22 protein-coding genes are annotated in these 18,387 nt (G+C 39.3%); 16 read left to right on the forward strand and 6 right to left on the reverse strand.

Annotated elements, in window-relative coordinates:
- Positions 1-5: 5 nt before the first annotated feature.
- Together glpK and A4G16_RS10680 are read left to right on the forward strand one after the other, a co-directional pair.
- Positions 6-1,517, forward strand: a complete 1,512-nt coding sequence (gene glpK / locus A4G16_RS10675) for a glycerol kinase GlpK (protein ID WP_165889832.1) — start codon at positions 6-8, stop codon at positions 1,515-1,517.
- A gap of 148 nt (positions 1,518-1,665) precedes the next feature.
- Positions 1,666-2,211, forward strand: a complete 546-nt coding sequence (locus A4G16_RS10680; protein ID WP_165889833.1) for a carboxymuconolactone decarboxylase family protein — start codon at positions 1,666-1,668, stop codon at positions 2,209-2,211.
- 118 nt (positions 2,212-2,329) lie between these two features.
- Here A4G16_RS10680 and A4G16_RS10685 read toward each other — a convergent pair whose 3' ends face one another.
- From A4G16_RS10685 to A4G16_RS10700, 4 genes are all read right to left on the reverse strand, one after another.
- A complete protein-coding gene (locus A4G16_RS10685; protein ID WP_165889834.1) occupies positions 2,330-3,388 on the reverse strand; it encodes an acyl-CoA dehydrogenase family protein in 1,059 nt (352 codons plus the stop codon).
- Positions 3,389-3,564: 176 nt separating this feature from the next.
- Positions 3,565-4,308 carry an ABC transporter permease gene (locus A4G16_RS10690; RefSeq protein WP_165889835.1) on the reverse strand — a complete coding sequence of 248 codons (744 nt, stop codon included), beginning with the start codon at positions 4,306-4,308 and terminating at the stop codon, positions 3,565-3,567.
- 20 nt (positions 4,309-4,328) lie between these two features.
- Positions 4,329-5,495, reverse strand: a complete 1,167-nt coding sequence (locus tag A4G16_RS10695) for an ABC transporter substrate-binding protein (RefSeq protein ID WP_165889836.1) — start codon at positions 5,493-5,495, stop codon at positions 4,329-4,331.
- Positions 5,496-5,508: 13 nt separating this feature from the next.
- Positions 5,509-6,300: an ABC transporter ATP-binding protein gene (locus A4G16_RS10700; RefSeq protein ID WP_165889837.1), complete on the reverse strand. Its 792-nt coding sequence runs from the start codon at positions 6,298-6,300 to the stop codon at positions 5,509-5,511.
- Between the two features lie 244 nt (positions 6,301-6,544).
- Between A4G16_RS10700 and A4G16_RS10705 the strand changes: the two genes are divergently transcribed.
- The 5 genes from A4G16_RS10705 (at position 6,545) to A4G16_RS10725 (ending at position 10,274) form a co-directional block, all read left to right on the forward strand.
- Entirely contained in the window at positions 6,545-7,261 is a 717-nt protein-coding gene (locus A4G16_RS10705) for an arginine ABC transporter substrate-binding protein (RefSeq protein WP_165889838.1), read from the forward strand.
- A 192-nt stretch (positions 7,262-7,453) separates the two neighbouring features.
- The gene (locus A4G16_RS10710) at positions 7,454-8,560 is read left to right on the forward strand and encodes a transglutaminase-like domain-containing protein (RefSeq protein WP_165889839.1); all 1,107 of its coding nucleotides are present in this window, start codon (positions 7,454-7,456) and stop codon (positions 8,558-8,560) included.
- Complete coding sequence (locus A4G16_RS10715; protein WP_165889840.1) at positions 8,535-8,891, forward strand: mercuric transporter MerT family protein; 357 nt, start codon at positions 8,535-8,537, stop codon at positions 8,889-8,891. Before A4G16_RS10710 ends, A4G16_RS10715 begins: the two co-directional genes overlap by 26 nt.
- Positions 8,892-8,904: 13 nt before the next feature.
- A complete protein-coding gene (locus A4G16_RS10720; protein WP_165889841.1) occupies positions 8,905-9,210 on the forward strand; it encodes a heavy-metal-associated domain-containing protein in 306 nt (101 codons plus the stop codon).
- Positions 9,211-9,338: 128 nt separating this feature from the next.
- Positions 9,339-10,274 (forward strand): KpsF/GutQ family sugar-phosphate isomerase, encoded by a 936-nt coding sequence (locus A4G16_RS10725; RefSeq protein ID WP_165889842.1) that lies wholly within the window; start codon positions 9,339-9,341, stop codon positions 10,272-10,274.
- A gap of 71 nt (positions 10,275-10,345) precedes the next feature.
- On the opposite strand, the gene def is transcribed toward A4G16_RS10725, so the two are convergent.
- The gene (def, locus tag A4G16_RS10730) at positions 10,346-10,858 is read right to left on the reverse strand and encodes a peptide deformylase (RefSeq protein WP_165889843.1); all 513 of its coding nucleotides are present in this window, start codon (positions 10,856-10,858) and stop codon (positions 10,346-10,348) included.
- 89 nt (positions 10,859-10,947) lie between these two features.
- Here def and dprA point away from each other — a divergent pair, with 89 nt between their 5' ends.
- From dprA to fic, 8 genes are all read left to right on the forward strand, one after another.
- Positions 10,948-12,126: a DNA-processing protein DprA gene (gene dprA, locus A4G16_RS10735; RefSeq protein ID WP_165889844.1), complete on the forward strand. Its 1,179-nt coding sequence runs from the start codon at positions 10,948-10,950 to the stop codon at positions 12,124-12,126.
- Between the two features lie 122 nt (positions 12,127-12,248).
- Positions 12,249-12,662, forward strand: a complete 414-nt coding sequence (gene secE, locus A4G16_RS10740; protein ID WP_165889845.1) for a preprotein translocase subunit SecE — start codon at positions 12,249-12,251, stop codon at positions 12,660-12,662.
- Position 12,663: 1 nt separating this feature from the next.
- Entirely contained in the window at positions 12,664-13,227 is a 564-nt protein-coding gene (nusG, locus tag A4G16_RS10745) for a transcription termination/antitermination protein NusG (protein ID WP_165889846.1), read from the forward strand.
- A 224-nt stretch (positions 13,228-13,451) separates the two neighbouring features.
- Entirely contained in the window at positions 13,452-13,880 is a 429-nt protein-coding gene (gene rplK / locus A4G16_RS10750; RefSeq protein ID WP_006248758.1) for a 50S ribosomal protein L11, read from the forward strand.
- A 4-nt stretch (positions 13,881-13,884) separates the two neighbouring features.
- Positions 13,885-14,574, forward strand: a complete 690-nt coding sequence (gene rplA, locus A4G16_RS10755; protein WP_165889847.1) for a 50S ribosomal protein L1 — start codon at positions 13,885-13,887, stop codon at positions 14,572-14,574.
- A gap of 288 nt (positions 14,575-14,862) precedes the next feature.
- Positions 14,863-15,354 (forward strand): 50S ribosomal protein L10, encoded by a 492-nt coding sequence (rplJ, locus tag A4G16_RS10760; protein WP_025235143.1) that lies wholly within the window; start codon positions 14,863-14,865, stop codon positions 15,352-15,354.
- A 55-nt stretch (positions 15,355-15,409) separates the two neighbouring features.
- Positions 15,410-15,775 (forward strand): 50S ribosomal protein L7/L12, encoded by a 366-nt coding sequence (gene rplL, locus A4G16_RS10765; RefSeq protein WP_027073308.1) that lies wholly within the window; start codon positions 15,410-15,412, stop codon positions 15,773-15,775.
- Positions 15,776-15,872: 97 nt separating this feature from the next.
- Positions 15,873-17,099, forward strand: a complete 1,227-nt coding sequence (fic, locus tag A4G16_RS10770; protein ID WP_269467720.1) for a protein adenylyltransferase Fic — start codon at positions 15,873-15,875, stop codon at positions 17,097-17,099.
- 128 nt (positions 17,100-17,227) lie between these two features.
- On the opposite strand, the gene A4G16_RS10775 is transcribed toward fic, so the two are convergent.
- A complete protein-coding gene (locus tag A4G16_RS10775; RefSeq protein ID WP_165889848.1) occupies positions 17,228-17,488 on the reverse strand; it encodes a helix-turn-helix domain-containing protein in 261 nt (86 codons plus the stop codon).
- A gap of 209 nt (positions 17,489-17,697) precedes the next feature.
- Here A4G16_RS10775 and A4G16_RS10780 point away from each other — a divergent pair, with 209 nt between their 5' ends.
- The gene (locus tag A4G16_RS10780; protein WP_165889849.1) at positions 17,698-18,270 is read left to right on the forward strand and encodes a hypothetical protein; all 573 of its coding nucleotides are present in this window, start codon (positions 17,698-17,700) and stop codon (positions 18,268-18,270) included.
- The last annotated feature ends 117 nt before the right edge of the window (positions 18,271-18,387 follow it).

The raw sequence follows: 18,387 nt of genomic DNA on the forward strand, positions 1-18,387 counted from the left end.
AAGCTATGAGCAAAGAATATATCATCGCACTTGATCAAGGTACAACCAGCTCTCGTGCTGTATTATTAGATAAAAATGCCAATGTTGTTGAAGTGGCACAACGTGAATTTACTCAAATTTATCCTCAAGCAGGCTGGGTAGAACATAACCCGATGGAAATTTGGGCAACACAAAGCTCAACCTTAAATGAAGTGGTAGCAAAAGCCGGCATTAAGCCGGAAAGCATTGCAGCAATTGGGATCACAAACCAGCGTGAGACCACTATTGTATGGGAAAAAGAAAGCGGCAAGCCGGTATATAATGCGATTGTATGGCAATGCCGCCGTACTTCGCCGATTACCGATAAGTTAAAAGCGGACGGCCACGAAGAGTATATCCGCAAAACCACAGGTTTAGTGGTGGATCCATATTTCTCAGGTACTAAGGTGAAGTGGATTTTAGACAATGTGGAAGGCGCGAGAGAAAAAGCCGAACGGGGTGAATTGCTCTTTGGCACGGTGGATACTTGGCTTGTGTGGAAATTAACACAAGGGCGTGTACACGTAACTGACTACACCAACGCATCCCGCACAATGTTGTTTAATATTCACACCAAGCAATGGGATGAGAAAATGTTGGAATTACTCAATATTCCACGTTCAATGTTGCCTGAAGTGAAAAATTCCTCTGAAGTTTACGGACAAACAAATATCGGCGGTCAAGGTGGCGTTCGTATTCCTGTGGCAGGAATTGCAGGCGACCAACAAGCTGCGTTATACGGGCATTTGTGTGTGAGTGAAGGGCAAGCAAAAAATACTTATGGCACAGGCTGTTTTATGCTAATGCATACAGGGAAAACGGCAATTCAGTCTGAAAACGGCTTACTTACTACCATTGCATGTAATGCTAAGGGTGAACCTGAATATGCTCTTGAAGGCTCAGTATTCATTGCAGGTGCATCTATTCAATGGCTACGTGATGAGCTAAAAATTGTGCATGATAGTTTTGATAGCGAATATTTTGCGACAAAAGAAGATGATTCTAATGGCGTGTATGTGGTGCCAGCCTTTACCGGTTTAGGGGCGCCTTATTGGGATCCGTATGCTCGAGGGGCAATTTTCGGCCTAACCCGAGGCGCAAACCGCAATCATATTGTGCGTGCAACATTAGAGTCTATCGCTTACCAAACTCGTGATGTATTAGAAGCAATGCAATCTGATTCAAAAGCGAAGTTACAGGCACTACGTGTAGATGGTGGAGCAACCGCAAATAATTTCTTAATGCAATTCCAAGCCGATATTTTAGATACTAAAGTAGAGCGACCGAAAGTGAAAGAAGTTACCGCACTCGGAGCAGCTTACCTTGCCGGTCTTGCCGTTGGCTTCTGGAAAGATTTGGATGAGCTTAAAGATAAAGCTGAAGTTGAACGTACCTTTACTCCGGATGGCGATCAAGAAAAACGGGCTAAACGCTATAAAGGCTGGAAAAAAGCTGTTCGCCGTTCATTAGAGTGGGCGAAAGAAGATGCAGAAGAGTAATAATCTTATTTAAGTTAAGAAGGGAGCAAAGGAAACTAAGCTCCCTTTCATATCTTTTGGTTATATCAAATAGACATTTTGATTTGTTGCAATTTATCCTTTCTTTTATGATGATGCTCATTTATAAAGCACTTATAAGGAGCAATCTATGTCTAAATTCCAAATTCATACTATTGAATCTGCCCCCGAAGCATCTCAGGAAGCATTAAAAGCGGTTCAACAAGCAAATGGCTTTATTCCTAATTTGATTGGTGTATTAGCCAATGCCCCAACCGCATTAGAAACTTATCGTACGGTAGGGGGCATTAATGGTCGTAATAGCTTAACGGCGGAGGAGCGTGAGGTCGTACAAATTACCGCAGCGGTAGTTAATGGCTGTGGTTTCTGTGTCGCAGGTCATACTAAAATTGCCTTAAAATTATTAAAAATGCCGGAAGAGTTAGTTAATTCGCTACGTGCAACCGCTCGTATTGATTCAGATCCAAAACTTGATACTCTCGCTCGCTTTACTCTTGCGGTAATTTTACAGAAAGCAAAATTAACCGAAGCACAATTAAGTGAGTTTTTTGCTGCAGGTTATAATCAGCAAAACGCAATTGATGTTATTTTAGGCGTGAGTCTTGCAACCTTATGTAACTATGTTAACAACATTGCCGAAACTCCAATCAACCCGGAATTGCAGCCGTTTGCGTAATGAGAGTATTATTAGAAATAAAAGCAAACCTAAAGGTTTGCTTTTTCTTTAATATACTTAAGATATCAAGCGGTCTGATTTTGGTAAAAATTTACCAAAATCAGACCGCTTGTATGCATTAGCTATCCGCTAATACTATTCTTAATTGTACTGCACTTGGCGTTACCACAGGTAAAAATGCGGCCTCTTTCCAACGACGACTAAAGCCTGAAGTGTCGTTCTTTAAGTAGCCACGCCCGCCACTTGCTTGTAGTTCAAGCAGAATGGTTTTGGCGACCACATCAACAATATCAATTCTTGCCTGAAACAGCGCTTTCGGGTGGCGGACAAAATATCCTTCTTCGTTTAGGCCGTTGAATAAGCGAGATTTAATATCGTTTAAAGCATCAACTAGAGCCTGCCATTCTGAGGTTAAAATTTCACGGAATGAGAGTGTTTTTTCAATTTCGGCAAGGCTTTTTTCCACCAGGCCAAAAGGTAAACCAAATTGTAAGCCTAAGAATGACGGACGGGTTGCGGCTAAAAATTCCGGAGCATTGTCGGCTAAAATCCATTCCTCTTTTAATTCGACATTTTCAAACACTAATGCAGTGGTATTGGTACCCTGCAGTGCGATAAATTCCAGCTCTTTGGTACGGGTTAAGCCTGCTGCAGTAGACGGAATAGCAATCACAATTGGCGTGCTACCGTTTTCAAAACCGGCAACAAAACTTGCTACAAAGCGATCTGAACGCAAATTGGTTACCCAAGGTAGGCGACCGTTTAAATAACGTTTGCCGTTTTCTTCTCGAATAGAAACATTTAATTCCTCAATCCCAGAAAGGAATTTCATTGCATTCGATAAACCTGTACCAGCGGTTAAGTTGCCACTTAGTAAATCCGATAGATAGGTTTCTCGAGGAAGAGGGTTTTTTGAGGCGATAATATGTTCAATAAAGGTGCGATGCCCCCAAGACACAAAAGCTGCTGCCAGTGAGTGATTACCTAACTCGGTAATTGCTTTAATCGCATCAACCAGATTGCCACCGCTGCCACCGAACGCAGTCGGCACTCCGATTTTAAACAGATTTTCCGCAGCAATATTGCGAATAAGTAAGTCTGCTCGCTCATTAGATTGGTCTAAACTTTCTGCATTGGCTTGCAGCCATTCGATAAAAGATGTTGAAAGAACTGACATTGTGTTTACCTTTTAAGAATATTTGAATGATGAGAAATTAGTTCTATCTTAATTCGCTTTTTTATGGTGAAGAAATAAAATAAATTAAGGTTATATTCTTTTTAGAAATAAAAACAAGCGGTCGGATTTATTCAAAATTTTGCAAAAAATAAGAAAAATCTGACCGCTTGTAACAATTATTTCCCCCCTTTCGCCAATGCTAGTCGGATAAGACCATCTAACGCCCAGCCAATTAAGCCGATAATCACAATTACCGCCATCAGTTCGGAATATGCCAATCTATCTCGGGTGTCTAAAATAAAGTAGCCTAAGCCTTGGTTTACCCCTAACATTTCACATGGCACTAATACCACCCAAGCAATCCCAATCGCTACCCTTAAGCCTGTTAAAATATGACCGGTAATTGCCGGCACTACAATTTTGCACAGTAATTCTTTACGGGAAGCTGACATTACTTTTCCTAGTTGTAGCCATTGTGAATCAATATTTTTCACGCCTGATGTGGTGGAAATAATCAAAGACCATACTGTTGCAAACGCTAACAGGAAATAAATCGGTAAATCGCCCACGCCTAATAACATCACAATAATCGGCATCCACGAGAGGGGTGAAATCATACGTAACAACTGGAATGATGGGGTGCAAAGCATTTCCAAATGACGGGAAAACCCTAGCAGTAAACCTATCGGCACACCAATGAGTAATGCTGAAATCAAGCCAATAGCAATACGTTGCAGGCTGGCAATCAAATGCGGAAAAATTTCTCCCGATGAAACCAGCCACATTAAGCTTTCCCATGTTTTTATAGGGGCAAGCATTGATGCCATGGGTAATTTTTGGCTAAGAATACTCACGCCCAGTTGCCAACCTAAAAGCAGAAGAAGTAAGCCTGCCAATCCGTAGAGATATTTTTGTTTCATACCTATTATTCCTATAAATCTTATACGCTGATGTGTTCTGTTCGTGTCCAGCCGGCTTGAAGATTGAACGTTTCAATCCAACCGTTATCTTCAATTGCTTTGCGGACAAATTTAGGCTCGTTAATCGCTTTTGCTGCCTCGGTTGGGTCAAGTGCTTGTAAAAAAGCATTGTTACCGGCAATGTGCGTCTCTTTTAGCATTTTCACTAATTCTTCCATATAAGAATCGAACGGATAAGGTTGAAAACCAATACGTTCTTGATGCCATTGTGGATTTAAAATTGCTCCGCTTTCGATATATTTATCCCATTGAGCTTGAGTTGGTGCGAGTACGTTTTCCAACACTTTTTGATCATGCGGGGTATAGCCGCTTCCCCTAGCCAATAATTTGGCTGTTTCTGTACGGTTGGCGAGAGTATAAACCTGAGCCTCAGTTAACGCATTTACTACTTTTTGTACCCATTGCGGGCGGTGCTGAATATCGTATTCGTGCATCAACGTTAAGCAGCAAGCGTGATCTTTCCAAACATCGCCACTAAAACGTAGCACCTTCCCGACACCCTTAGCTTCCGCTAAGGCATTAAAAGGTTCTGCCACAATAAATCCAGAAATTGCTTCGCTTGCTAATGCTGCGACCATATCGGAAGGAGCCATTACCGTTAAGCGAACTTCGCCATCGTTCGGCTCTTTTTCAGTTATTTTTAGTCCATTTTCACGTAATAAACGCTGTAATACGATATTGTGAATCGAATACCAAAAAGGAATCGCGACGGTTTTTCCGGATAATTCTGCAATGCTGTTGATTTCAGGACGAACGGTCAGCGCTGACCCCGCTAAGTGGTTCCACATCACTGCCTTTACCGGTGCATTAGCCCCATATTTCGCCCATAGACTCATTGGCGACAGCAGATGTACCACGTTCACGTTGCCGCTTAAAAAAGCTTCCACCAACTGTGCCCAGCTGCGGAACATAACTGGCTTTTCCACCTGCACACCATGCTTTTCAAATAGTCCTTTAGCGTGTGCCACCAACAGCGGTGTGGCATCGGTAATCGGTAAATAGCCAATCACAAGCGGTCGATTTTCTGCGGTTTTTTGCACTTGTTCACAGGCTTGTAATAGTGGAAAGCTACCGGCAACCGAAAATAAGCCCAGCAGTTTCATAAAATCTCGACGTTGTTGATCCATAAATCCCCCCTTGTTAGATCATAAAATCGACGGTTTGCTCTTGCAGATTGCGTTGCTGAGCTTGGCGAAGAGATTGCAATATATCGATTCTTACATGATTTAAGCTTAATAAATCAGCCCGAGGAAAAGTATCTGAAAGCTGCCATTTACCCACAATGTGTGCAGGTGTGCCACCAAGTAATAAAATATTGTCGGAGACTAATAATGCTTCATCAATATCGTGTGTAACTAAAAGTGCTGCAGCATTGTGATGACGAACAATATCGTGCAATAAACTTTGCATTTGGGTGCGGATGACTGCATCAAGGGCTGAAAATGGCTCGTCTAATAAAATTACTTTCGGCTTGCGGGCTAAAGCTCGAGCCAAATTAACACGCTGAGCCATTCCTCCTGAAAGCTCGTGTGGCATAGCATCAATGGCATGGCTTAAGCCAACTTCTTCAAGAGCAGATTCTACCCGTTGCTGAATGTCTGATTTGGTCAGTGGCGCTCGGCATTGGAAATCCAGCCCAAATGCAACATTGTTTCTGACACTTAGCCACGGTAATAAAGTTGCTGACTGAAATACAAAACCAACATCAGGATGGGGTTTGTTGATGGTTTCACCAAATAAATTAATTTGACCACTTAATGGCTTATCTAGGCCTGCAACTACTCTAAGCAAAGAGGATTTTCCTACACCGCTTGGGCCTAAAATAGAGGTAAGGGTGCCGCTGTTAACTTCAAAATTGACAGCCTGTAGAATGGTGTTGGCTTGCTTATTTTTTTCATAGCCGAGAGAAAGATTAGTAATACTCAGGCTCATACATCCTCTTTTTAATGTTGTATTGGCAGATAAAGTGAAAATAGAATAAAATTTTTATGGAGGAAAGGAATTATAAATTTTTAAATAGAACTATTTGTTATTAAAGAGTGATGATTTTGCAAAAAATTAGCATATTCTGACCGCTTGTTTGCTGAAAAGCGCACACTTTCTCAGTAATAGGGCTTTTTTTCAGACTATAACTGGAGTAAAGTTATTCCTTCAATAATAAACACAAGGATTTTTTATGAAAAAAACACTTTTAGCCCTTTTGTTGGGATGTGCGGTAACTGCACAAGCACAAGATATTAAATTTGCAATGGAGCCAAGCTATCCGCCTTTTGAAATGACCAATGAGAAAGGGGAAATTATTGGTTTTGATGTGGATATTGCCAATGCTATTTGTAAAGAAATGAAAGCGAATTGTACCTTCCATAGCCAACCTTTTGACGGTTTAATTCAAGGTTTAAGACAAAAACAATTTGATGCAGCAATTTCAGGTATGGGTATTACTGAAGCGCGTAAAAAGCAAGTCTTGTTTAGCGACCCTTACTTCGCCAGCTCTGCTGCATTTATTGCAAAAAAAGGCACCGATTTTGCTAATGTGAAAGCCATTGGTGTGCAAAACGGTACTACTTATCAAAACTATTTAATGAAAGAGAAAAAAGAGTATAAGGTAAAATCTTATGCTTCTTATCAAAATGCGATTTTAGATATTCAAAACGGTCGTATTGATGCCATCTTTGGTGATGTGCCGGTGTTAGTAGAAATGATTCAAAAGCATGACGGTTTAGATTTTACCGGCGAAAAAATTGATAACCCGAGTTATTTTGGTAACGGTTTGGGTATTGCTACCAACTTAAAAAATCAAGAGTTGGTTGATCAATTTAATAGTGCATTAAAAGCAATTAAAGAGAACGGTGAATACCAAAAAATCTATGATAAGTGGATGAGTGCTAAATAAATATAAGCGGTCTGATTCTTGCAAAGTTTTGTGAAAATCAGACCGCTTGTTTTAAATAAAAGACTTTCCGATTATTTTTTATCCCCCATTGCTTTTCCCTTTGTTATTGGCTACTATTCAACCTCATCCGTAGTTAGAATACTTAATATGTTAAGGTTTAACTGTTTTTTCACTCTAATAAGGATCATGTCAATGAATAAACTTATTGCCTCTCTTGTTGCATCAAGCTGTGCGACCGCGTTTTCTGCCCCTGTTCAACACAATAATTTCCACACTAATACTCATACTTACGAGTTTACCCAATCTTATGATTTGGTTGTACCTAAAGGCTCTTCCGGCGCCATAAATTTATGGATTCCTCTACCTTCTAATACCGATTATCAAACCGTCAAATCCATTGAATTTGAAGGCAGCTACAAAACGGCGTATATCACTGAAAATAATGCTTATGGTGCGAAAACACTATTTGCCACTTGGGATAAAGATGCTCCCAAACGTGATATGAAAGTGAAATTGGTGATTGAAACTCAAGATCGCGAGCCAATGGCGAAAGGTGCGTTAAAAGATTACCAAATGCCGGAAAAAATCATCTATTCGGTGGATGTATTAGCGTATTTAAAGCCCACTGCCCATATCAAAACAGACGGTATCGTGAAAGAATATGCTGATAAAATTGTAGGCTCTGAAAAAAATCCACTTAAACAAGCAGAATTAATTCACACTTGGATCGTCAACAATATGGAGCGTGATAATTCTGTATTGGGTTGTGGCGATGGTGATGTGGAGAAAATCTTAACCACCAAAGTGTTAAAAGGAAAATGTACTGATATTAATTCGGTATTTGTTGCTCTTGCACGAGCTTCCGGCATTCCGGCACGTGAAGTGTTTGGTATCCGTTTAGGTAAAGCGGACAAAATGAGTCAATACTCCAAAACCGCTTTTGGTAGTTCAAAAGAAGGGATTGCGAATGAAAATAGCGGACAGCATTGCCGTGCAGAATTTTATTTAGCGGGCTTTGGCTGGGTACCGGTGGATTCTGCAGATGTAGCGAAAATGCGTTTAGCAGAAAATAAAGGTGTGTCAGATCCTGATGTTCAAGCCGTTGCCAAGTATTTATTCGGCAATTGGGAAATGAACTGGGTTGGCTTTAACCACGGTCGTGATTTTGATTTATATCCACAACCTGAATTGGCACCATTAAACAACTTCGGCTACCCGTATGCAGAAGTGGATGGCGATCCGTTAAACTCATTCAACGCAAAAGAATTTGGTTATGAATTTATCTCAAAAGAGCTATAACAACAAATTCATAACCATGTGTGTGACCGCAGTAGTGACTGCGGTCAGTTCCACACTTTGTTGTATTGCACCGTTGATTTATCTGCTATTTGGTGTTTCTGCCCCTTGGTTGATGGAACTCAATCAGTTAGCATTTTTGCAAATTCCAATGCTTATTCTATCGCTTGTAACGTTTAGTTACGGCTTTTGGTTATTAAATTTTTCCAACAAAATTATTTGCACCAAATATCTATCTCGCAGAACACTTGTGATATTGTATTGGCTCGTATTTTTGGTGGTGATGTTCTTTTTAACTTACCCTTATATTTTGCCTTATATGCTCGAAATTTAGGGCGGAGAATGATATGAAAGCTTTTTTTGTCGTGATCTGTATGGTTTTATGTGCTTTTCAAACGACTTATGCAGAGGAAAAATACTCTACTGAAATCAGCAAGCAAGCTGAAAAGACGATTACGCTCCATATTGAAGAAATGAATTGCCAGCTTTGTGTATATTTAGTGAACAAAGAGCTTAGAGCTATTAAGGGGGTTGTTTCAACCAAAGCCTCTATGAAAGATCGTAATGTTCGTGTCATTGTGAATGAGAATTTAGATCCTAAAGTTCTCATTCAAGCGGTCGAAAAATTACATTATTCTGCAAAAGTGATCTAAAAGTCGGGTTTGAGCGACTTTTTTGATTTTCATTATTGGGGAAATATTGGCTTAGCCGGCGATAAATTGTTAAAATCTGACCCATTGCAAAAAATTGCGTGTTTTCAACCGCTTGCGAGAAAAACAAAATGACTCATTTAGATAGTGCAAAAGAAACATTAAGCCTTTATGCTCATCAAATTACTACCTTACATCATCGTTTATCCGAAGAGTTTAATGAAGCGGTCGAAATGATGTTAGCCTGCTCAGGGCGTGTGGTAGTAGGTGGTATCGGGAAGTCCGGATTAGTGGGGAAAAAAATAGTAGCAACCTTTGCTTCAACAGGAACGCCCAGTTTTTTCCTTCATCCGACAGAAGCCTTCCATGGTGATTTAGGAATGTTAAAGTCGATTGATATGGTGATTTTAATTTCCAACAGCGGTGAAACGGATGACGTGAATAAACTGATTCCCAGTCTGAAAAATTTTGGTAATAAAATTATTGCCATGACAGGGAACCCGTACTCAACTCTTGGGCGAAATGCAGATGTGATTTTAAATATCGGTGTAGAACGTGAAGCCTGCCTGAATAATCTAGCTCCAACCAGCTCGACTTTAATGACAATGGCTCTTGGTGATGCGTTGGCGATCGCGTTAATGAAAGCCCGTGATTTCCGCCCTGAAGATTTTGCGCGTTTCCATCCTGGAGGTAGTCTTGGCCGCCGACTGCTGAATAGAGTCAAAGATGTGATGGTGAGAAATTTACCGATAGCTCATCCAAATACCCTTTTTACCGAATGTTTGTCTGTGATGAACGAAGGACGAATGGGAGTGGCAGTTATTATGAAAGATGAGAAATTAGAAGGAATTATTACCGATGGAGATATTCGCAGAACGCTTGCGAAATTTGGCGCTGATAGCCTCAGTAAAACCGCAGGTGAAATTATGACTCGTCATCCGAAAACCATTAATGATTCCGTATTCTTGGCAAAAGCGGAAGATTTAATGAAAGAATTAAAAATTCATTCACTAATTGCAGTGGATGATGATGGAAAAGTAACGGGACTAATTGAGTTTTCTAGTTAGGGAATCTTGATTTTGCTATATATAAAAAAGACTGAGTTCGAAAATTTCGGCTCAGTCTTTTTATGTTAAAACTATTTTGCTCGAGCAATTTGTTTTTTCAGCTTTTGCATTTTCTCTTTAATGCGTTGGCGTTTAAGTGTAGAAATATGATCAACAAATAAAATTCCGTTTAAATGGTCAATTTCATGTTGGATACAAATAGCGAATAAGCCGTCTGCATCGAATACAATTTCTTCGCCTTCACGGTTGAGGGCTTTCACTTTCAATTTTTCTTTGCGTGGTACTAAAGCACGATGTCCGGGGATGGATAAACAGCCCTCTTCAATACCGGTTTCGCCACAACTTTCTAAAATTTCAGGGTTGATTAATACCACTTGGTTGGTTTTATCGCCTTCAATATCAATAGTGATTACTCGTTTTAATACGCCTACCTGTGGTGCAGCTAAGCCGATACCTTCATGTTCATACATGGTTTCAAACATATCATCAATAAAACGATTTAATTCCTCATCTACCTGTGCTACAGGTTCACATACGGTAGATAACCCTTCATCTGGGTAGAGTACAACATCTAATACTGCCATTTTTGTGATCTCTCTCGAAAAGTTTAAAAAATTCGTTTGGCTATTCTAAACCTTTTCTTATTATTAGGGAAATTTTGAGGATGAAAAAAATGGCATATCAGTATGATTTATTACGCTTATTGCAAGTTCCGCAGATTGGGCCGCAACGAATTGGCAGGTTATTGTCAGAGATCGATTTTAAGCAGTTTTGTGCTTATGATAAACATCAGCTTCGGCAAATCGGTTGGAATGAAAAGCAGATTCAGCGCTGGTTTCAGCCGGATCTAAATTGGATTGAGCAAGCATTTACTTGGGCTCAGCAGCCGAATCAGCATATTATTACGCTATTTGATGAGGAATATCCTTTTTTATTACGGCAAATTTCAACTGCTCCCCCCGTGTTATTTGTAAAAGGATGGGTGGAAAGTTTATCGCTACCACAAATTGCGATTGTCGGCAGTCGAGATTATTCCCCTTATGGGGAATATTGGGCAGCTAAATTTGCGACTGATTTAACCCAGAATCATCTTGTGGTGACAAGCGGTTTAGCAATAGGCATTGATGGTTTTGCTCATAAGCAAGTGGTAGCAGAAAAGGGCAAGACTATTGCGGTTTTGGGAAGTGGATTAAATCAAATTTACCCGGCTCGTCATAAAAACTTAGCTGATCAGATGATAGATTTAGGTGGAGCATTAGTTTCGGAGTTTTCGCCGAATCAGCCGCCATTGGCAGAAAATTTCCCTCGTCGTAATCGGATTATCAGCGGTTTATCTATAGGGACGCTAGTGGTTGAAGCAACGGTAAATAGTGGCTCACTTATTACTGCTCGGTATGCGTTAGAGCAAGGTAGAGAGGTTTTTGCTATTCCAAATGCGATTCAAAATCCATATGCACAAGGCTGTCATAAATTAATTAAAGAGGGTGCTTTGTTAGTAGAATCTGTAGCGGATATTTTGGATGCAATAGCTTATCAACGACAACCACAGCAAGTTGCATTGTTTGAAGATGAAAAGTTTAAGGCGGTACAAGCGGTCAAAAAAACAGAAAATTTTGCAAAAACACCCTCGCCTTGCCAACAGTCTGAAAAGCAAACAAAATCAGTAAAAAATTTGCCAAATTTAACCGCTTGCCAGCAGCAGATTTATCAACAGCTGAGCTTAGAACCAATTCCTGTGGATAATTTAGCTAAAACACTGCAAATTCCCGTTGAAGCACTATTAGTAGAATTGTTAGGACTAGAATTAAGCGGGGTGATTAAACAGGTAAGTGGGGGGTATGTGATTGGTTAAGACTAAAAATGAAATAAATTTAGAGAAATTGTAGAAAATATCGTGGCAACTTTATCAGAAAATGATAGAATTTAACGCTTTAAAAATAAATTTCCGATTTTTTATTCATTTTTAGGTTATATATGGCTACTGAGATTAAAACAAAAATCCCTGAACAAGTTGAGCAAAAAGGGGAGAAAAGTAAAGGTGTGAATACGGCATTATGGTTGGTGGCAGTAATATTATTGGTTGTCGCTGCGGTAGGTAATGCCTATTTTGCATCTCATTTTTCATTAGTTGTTCGAGTGCTATTATTAGTGGTTGTATTAGTTAGTGCTGTGGCGCTGGCAGCAATCACAAATCAAGGTCAAAAAGCAATTCATTTTATCAAAGAGTCTCGTTCCGAGTTGCGTAAAATTATTTGGCCGACTCGTCCTGAAGCGACACAAACCACACTGATTGTGCTTGCAGTATGTGCGGTAGTGTCATTAGTGTTATGGGGCATTGACTCAATTATCGTGGCATTAATTACATTTTTAACAAGTTTAAGGTTCTAAAATGAGTGAAGTAGAAGTGAAAGAAACCACGTCAAAGCGTTGGTATGTATTACAAGCATTTTCAGGTTTTGAAAACCGTGTGGCGGTAACATTACGCGAATACATTAAACTTCACAAAATGGAAGAGCAATTTGGTGAAGTTTTGGTACCAACCGAAGAAGTGGTTGAAAATGTAGGTGGAAAACGTCGCAAAACTGAGCGTAAATTCTTCCCGGGCTATGTATTAGTTGAGATGGAAATGAACGATGATACTTGGCACTTAGTGAAAAGCGTACCGCGTGTAATGGGTTTTATCGGTGGTACAGCAGACCGCCCGGCACCAATTACTAAACGTGAAGCAGATCGTATTTTAAACCGTGTTCAAGAAACGGCAGAAAAACCACGTCACAGAAAAGAATTCCAGCCGGGCGAAAGTATTCGTGTAACGGAAGGACCATTTGCAGACTTTACTGGTACTGTTGAGGAAGTGGATTACGAAAAAGGTCGTTTAAAAGTATCTGTTTCTATCTTTGGTCGTGCTACACCGGTTGAGCTTGAATTCGGACAGGTTGAAAAGCACAGCTAATCTTCCAGTAAGCGGTTGTTTTTATAGGTTTTTTTGCAAAAAAGAGTAAAGAAATAACCGCTTGTAAAGAGTTTATTTAAGCAAAATAAAGTTTTGCTTGAAAAATAGTCGTGATTTCGTTAGAATTTGCGACCTACTACGAGCCAGTCTACTGACTCGTATTTTTTATGTAACAGGGGAGCCAGTGTTTGCTGGCGTTATTACCCATTTAGAGGAAATCAAAAATGGCAAAAAAAGTCCAAGCCTACGTTAAACTGCAAGTTGCAGCAGGTATGGCTAACCCATCACCACCGGTTGGTCCTGCATTAGGTCAACAAGGTGTTAACATCATGGAATTCTGTAAAGCATTCAACGCTCGTACTGAGAGCTTAGAAAAAGGTTTACCAATCCCTGTTGTTATTACAGTTTATGCTGATAAATCATTTACTTTCGTAACGAAAACTCCACCGGCAGCAGTATTATTGAAAAAAGCTGTAGGTATCAAATCTGGTTCTGGTAAACCGAACAAAGATAAAGTGGGTACAGTAACTCAAGAGCAAATCCGTCAAATCGCTGAAACTAAAGCAGCAGATATGACAGGTGCGACTATCGAAACCAAAATGAAATCAATCGCTGGTACAGCTCGCTCAATGGGCTTAATCGTAGAGGAATAATACAATGGCTAAATTGACTAAAAAAATGAAAGCAATTAAAGCTGGCGTAGATTCTACTAAAGCTTACGAAATTAATGAAGCAATCGCGGTATTAAAACAATTTGCAACAGCTAAATTCGTTGAAAGCGTGGATGTTGCAGTAAACTTAGGTATCGATGCTCGTAAATCTGACCAAAACGTACGTGGTGCAACTGTATTACCACACGGTACAGGTCGTACAGCGCGTGTTGCTGTGTTTACACAAGGTGCAAACGCAGAAGCTGCTAAAGCAGCTGGTGCTGATTTAGTTGGTATGGAAGACTTAGCTGAATTAGTGAAAAAAGGCGAAATGAACTTTGATGTTGTTATCGCTTCACCAGATGCAATGCGTGTTGTTGGTCAGTTAGGTCAAGTATTAGGTCCACGTGGCTTAATGCCAAACCCGAAAGTGGGTACTGTAACGCCAAACGTTGCTGAAGCAGTTAAAAATGCAAAATCAGGTCAGATTCGTTACCGTAACGACAAAAATGGTATTATCCATACTACTATCGGTAAAGCAGATTTCTCACCTGAGCAATTAAAAGAAAACCTACAAGCGTTGTTAGCTGCTTTAACTAAAGCTAAACCAACAACAGCTAAAGGTATCTTCATTAAGAAAGTAAGCATCTCTACAACAATGGGTGCTGGTGTTGCAGTTGATCAAGCTTCACTTTAATTTCTGATAGATAGAAGTTAAAACTTTACAGGGTCGCAAGTTATCTGTATAATTTGCGACCTTAACTTGCGAGAGCAAGCTGATGGTGCTTAGCCTATCTAAGCCCCGTCTAAGACTGTAGGGGTGAAAACTTAATTATCCTACATAGATGGTGAACAGACAGAATTTTCTGCTTCTGTACACCTTAGGCTCAGAAGATTACAGCTTGTACTAAAACAAGCGGTGATATTTTTGGGATTTTTTGTAAATTCTGCTTGAAAAAGCAGAGTGTATCAGGAGCTAAAACCAATGGCATTAAATCTTCAAGACAAACAAGCGATTGTTGCTGAAGTAAACGAAGCTGCCAAAGGTGCACTTTCAGCTGTTGTTGCGGATTCTCGCGGTGTAACAGTTGAAAAAATGACTGAGTTACGTAAAGCAGCTCGCGAAGCTGGTGTGACAATGCAAGTTGTACGTAATACATTATTACGTCGTGCAGTTGAAGGCACAGAATTCGAGTGCTTAACAGATACGTTTACTGGTCCAACTCTTATCGCATTCTCAAATGAACACCCAGGTGCAGCAGCACGTTTGTTCACTGAATTTGCGAAAACAAACAAAGAGTTTGAACTTAAAGGTGCAGCCTTTGAAGGTAAAAGACAAGATGTTGCATTCTTAGCAACATTACCGACTTACGAAGAAGCAATTGCACGTTTAATGGGCACAATGAAAGAAGCTGCGGCAGGCAAACTTGTTCGCACTCTTGCAGCATTACGCGACCAAATGGAAGCTGCGGCTTAATTTTAGCGGTACTTCTTTATTCGTTTAACTTTATTTATTTTAGGAATCGATTGTTATGTCATTAACTAACGAACAAATCATTGAAGCGATTGCTTCTAAATCAGTATCAGAAATCGTTGAATTAATCACAGCGATGGAAGAAAAATTCGGCGTTTCAGCAGCGGCAGCAGTTGCAGCAGCAGCTCCAGCAGCAGCGGCAGCAGAAGAGAAAACTGAATTTGATGTAGTATTAGCAGAAGCTGGTGCAAACAAAGTTGCAGTAATCAAAGCAGTACGTGGTGCAACAGGTTTAGGCTTAAAAGAAGCTAAAGACTTAGTTGAATCTGCTCCAGCAGCATTAAAAGAAGGCATCTCTAAAGCAGAAGCTGAAGCACTTAAGAAAGAATTAGAAGAAGCTGGTGCAAAAGTAGAAATCAAATAATTTTTGATTTAACTTTTCCCGAACTTCAAGTTCAACAAACCCCGATGGAAACATCGGGGTTTTGTTTTTTTGCAAGCGGTCGAATTTGGAGTATTTTTTGCAGAAAGCGGTTATAAACGATATAGGGGCGAAAGATGTTTCGTCTCTACAATTTGCCAGCACTATGTTGCAAAAAATTGAAGAAAAATCACTGCTTGTGATGAGATTTTTAAAGATGAGTGTTTGGGATCCTAAACGAGCTTACAACAATTTACCCGCATTGCCGCCGCAAGAGGAATTAGAAACCAAAGCTATTTTAAAGCAAACGATTAGTGCAAGAGCTGCACTGGCGGAATTAAAACAAGCTGCTGAGCTTATACCAAATCAATCTATGTTGATTAATACGCTTCCGATTATGGAAGCGCGAGCAAGCAGTGAAATTGAAAATATTGTTACTACCACAGATAAAATTTTTCAGTCACTACAATTAGATAGTGATGTGCAAGATTCTGCAACCAAAGAAGCTCTACAATATAGAAGTGCATTATTTCTAGGCTATGAAAGTTTAAAAAATCGACAATTCAGCACTCAAACAGCCATTCTTGTTTGTAGCGAAATTAAAGGAAGGGAAATGGATATTCGCAAAATAACGGGAACTGCTTTACGTAATGGAGCCAATGGTGAGGTGATTTATACTCCACCTGAAGGTGAGCAAATTATTCGAGCTAAATTAGCTAATTGGGAAAACTTTATTCATTATAGTGATGATTTAGATCCGCTGATTATTCTTGCGGTTGCTCATTACCAATTCGAAGCCATTCACCCGTTTATTGACGGTAATGGCAGAACAGGGCGTATTTTAAATAGTTTATTACTGATTGAAAAAGGTTTGCTACATCTGCCGATTTTGTATTTAAGTCGCTATATTATTGAAAATAAAGCGGATTACTATCGCTTATTATTGGAAGTAACGGCACAGCAAAATTGGCAAGACTGGATTATTTATATTTTAAAAGGCATTGAAGAAACGGCAAAGTGGACGATTGCTAAAATTGAAGCAATAAAAGCATTAGCGAGAGATACACAGCATTATATCCAAGGTGCTTTACCCCAGATTTACAGCAGAGAATTGGTCGATTTATTATTTGAGCAACCCTATACACGCATTACTAATTTAGAAAAAGCAGGCATTGCTAAACGCCAAACAGCATCGAAATATTTAAAAGAATTGTGTGATGTTGGGGTGTTGCGGGAAATCTCTGTTGGTCGGGATAAATTATTTATTCACCCTAAATTAATGGAGTTATTAAGAGGGGATGGTAATCTCTTTACGCCGTATAGTTAAGTGTATATTGTGGGGGTAAAATATTTTTGCCCTTTTTGATATTTGAATTGGGGAGAAAGATGTTTCACCCCTACAGTTTACCAATCACTATTTTGCAAAAAATTGAAGAAAAATCACCGCTTGTTTTTTTATTTTTGAATCAAATCTTCCACTGAATAGTCGTTTTTCAGTAGGTCAATTAGGCTGACGTTTAGGGCGTCGGCTATTTTCCCCATTGCATCAATTGAGATGGCTCGTTTTCCTCTTTCTACATCACTGATATAAGCTCGGCTGAGTTCAGCATCAAAAGCTAATGCCTCTTGAGAAATATCCTTTAGTCGGCGGATTTTTCTAAGATTATTGGCAAAAGTATGGCGAATCGGGTGGCTGGTTAATGTTTCATTTTTCATTCTCTTAGTATTATTGTTAGTCGGCTATTCGGCAATAATTCAAGAGATACAAAATATAAACTATAGTTTACATAACTTGTTTTTTAGACTAAGATATGAAATCGAAAATTGATTTTAAAATAATCAATTTTTCAAGGGAGTATACTCCCTTTACTTCCTATTGACACAGGAAATAAAGCAATATTGCTTAACTTTAGTAAGGAATCATAATGAATAATTTAATTAGACTTATTTTAGCTGGGATAACTATTTCTACACTTTCAGGTTGTACACCCATAGCACATGAAGAGCCTATACCTCAATATACTTTTAAAAATTCATTTGATGCGGTTCAAGCGGGTCAACTAATTTTGGAAGAGGGAACAGCCAAAATTAAAGGGAATGCTTTTCTTAAACAAAAAGGTGGAACGGTAGTGACTTGTGCAGGTAATGAAGTTCAACTTATTCCTTATACAGAATATGCAAATGAAAGATTATCGTTACTTTATGGTAATGTTACTAAGGGTTACCAATCCTATTATGGCAGATCATTCAAATTTGTTAATGATGATAAAAACTATCATACATATAAAAAGAAAACTGTATGTGATTCAGAAGGTAAATTTGAGTTTGATAATTTGAAAGAAGGAACATATTTTGTAAGTACAGAAGTGAGCTGGAAAATTTCAAAATATTTGACGAAGTATAGTGAATATCCGACAGAGGTTACTGAAGGTGGTTATCTTTTACAGCAGGTACAAGTTAATAAAGATGATAGTAAAAGTATCGTTTTAACTCGTTAAGTTAAGTGTGGTAAAAGGAAAATTATCTATCCAAACAAGCGGTTAAATTGTTGTAAAATTTTGCAAAATCCGTTATAATTTTCAACCATTTTAGTAAAAATTGGCTGACAGCTTTGA

This window comes from Mannheimia granulomatis, assembly GCF_011455695.1.
GTDB lineage: Bacteria > Pseudomonadota > Gammaproteobacteria > Enterobacterales > Pasteurellaceae > Mannheimia > Mannheimia granulomatis_A.

What these genes read in the sequence shown, in the direction of transcription:
- glpK (WP_165889832.1), top strand. Translation starts at nt 6, where the DNA reads ATGAGCAAAGAATATATCATCGCACTTGATCAAGGTACAACCAGCTCT.
- A4G16_RS10680 (WP_165889833.1), top strand. Translation starts at nt 1,666, where the DNA reads ATGTCTAAATTCCAAATTCATACTATTGAATCTGCCCCCGAAGCATCT.
- A4G16_RS10685 (WP_165889834.1), bottom strand. Translation starts at nt 3,388, where the DNA reads ATGTCAGTTCTTTCAACATCTTTTATCGAATGGCTGCAAGCCAATGCA.
- A4G16_RS10690 (WP_165889835.1), bottom strand. Translation starts at nt 4,308, where the DNA reads ATGAAACAAAAATATCTCTACGGATTGGCAGGCTTACTTCTTCTGCTT.
- A4G16_RS10695 (WP_165889836.1), bottom strand. Translation starts at nt 5,495, where the DNA reads ATGGATCAACAACGTCGAGATTTTATGAAACTGCTGGGCTTATTTTCG.
- A4G16_RS10700 (WP_165889837.1), bottom strand. Translation starts at nt 6,300, where the DNA reads ATGAGCCTGAGTATTACTAATCTTTCTCTCGGCTATGAAAAAAATAAG.
- A4G16_RS10705 (WP_165889838.1), top strand. Translation starts at nt 6,545, where the DNA reads ATGAAAAAAACACTTTTAGCCCTTTTGTTGGGATGTGCGGTAACTGCA.
- A4G16_RS10710 (WP_165889839.1), top strand. Translation starts at nt 7,454, where the DNA reads ATGAATAAACTTATTGCCTCTCTTGTTGCATCAAGCTGTGCGACCGCG.
- A4G16_RS10715 (WP_165889840.1), top strand. Translation starts at nt 8,535, where the DNA reads ATGAATTTATCTCAAAAGAGCTATAACAACAAATTCATAACCATGTGT.
- A4G16_RS10720 (WP_165889841.1), top strand. Translation starts at nt 8,905, where the DNA reads ATGAAAGCTTTTTTTGTCGTGATCTGTATGGTTTTATGTGCTTTTCAA.
- A4G16_RS10725 (WP_165889842.1), top strand. Translation starts at nt 9,339, where the DNA reads ATGACTCATTTAGATAGTGCAAAAGAAACATTAAGCCTTTATGCTCAT.
- def (WP_165889843.1), bottom strand. Translation starts at nt 10,858, where the DNA reads ATGGCAGTATTAGATGTTGTACTCTACCCAGATGAAGGGTTATCTACC.
- dprA (WP_165889844.1), top strand. Translation starts at nt 10,948, where the DNA reads ATGGCATATCAGTATGATTTATTACGCTTATTGCAAGTTCCGCAGATT.
- secE (WP_165889845.1), top strand. Translation starts at nt 12,249, where the DNA reads ATGGCTACTGAGATTAAAACAAAAATCCCTGAACAAGTTGAGCAAAAA.
- nusG (WP_165889846.1), top strand. Translation starts at nt 12,664, where the DNA reads ATGAGTGAAGTAGAAGTGAAAGAAACCACGTCAAAGCGTTGGTATGTA.
- rplK (WP_006248758.1), top strand. Translation starts at nt 13,452, where the DNA reads ATGGCAAAAAAAGTCCAAGCCTACGTTAAACTGCAAGTTGCAGCAGGT.
- rplA (WP_165889847.1), top strand. Translation starts at nt 13,885, where the DNA reads ATGGCTAAATTGACTAAAAAAATGAAAGCAATTAAAGCTGGCGTAGAT.
- rplJ (WP_025235143.1), top strand. Translation starts at nt 14,863, where the DNA reads ATGGCATTAAATCTTCAAGACAAACAAGCGATTGTTGCTGAAGTAAAC.
- rplL (WP_027073308.1), top strand. Translation starts at nt 15,410, where the DNA reads ATGTCATTAACTAACGAACAAATCATTGAAGCGATTGCTTCTAAATCA.
- A4G16_RS10775 (WP_165889848.1), bottom strand. Translation starts at nt 17,488, where the DNA reads ATGAAAAATGAAACATTAACCAGCCACCCGATTCGCCATACTTTTGCC.
- A4G16_RS10780 (WP_165889849.1), top strand. Translation starts at nt 17,698, where the DNA reads ATGAATAATTTAATTAGACTTATTTTAGCTGGGATAACTATTTCTACA.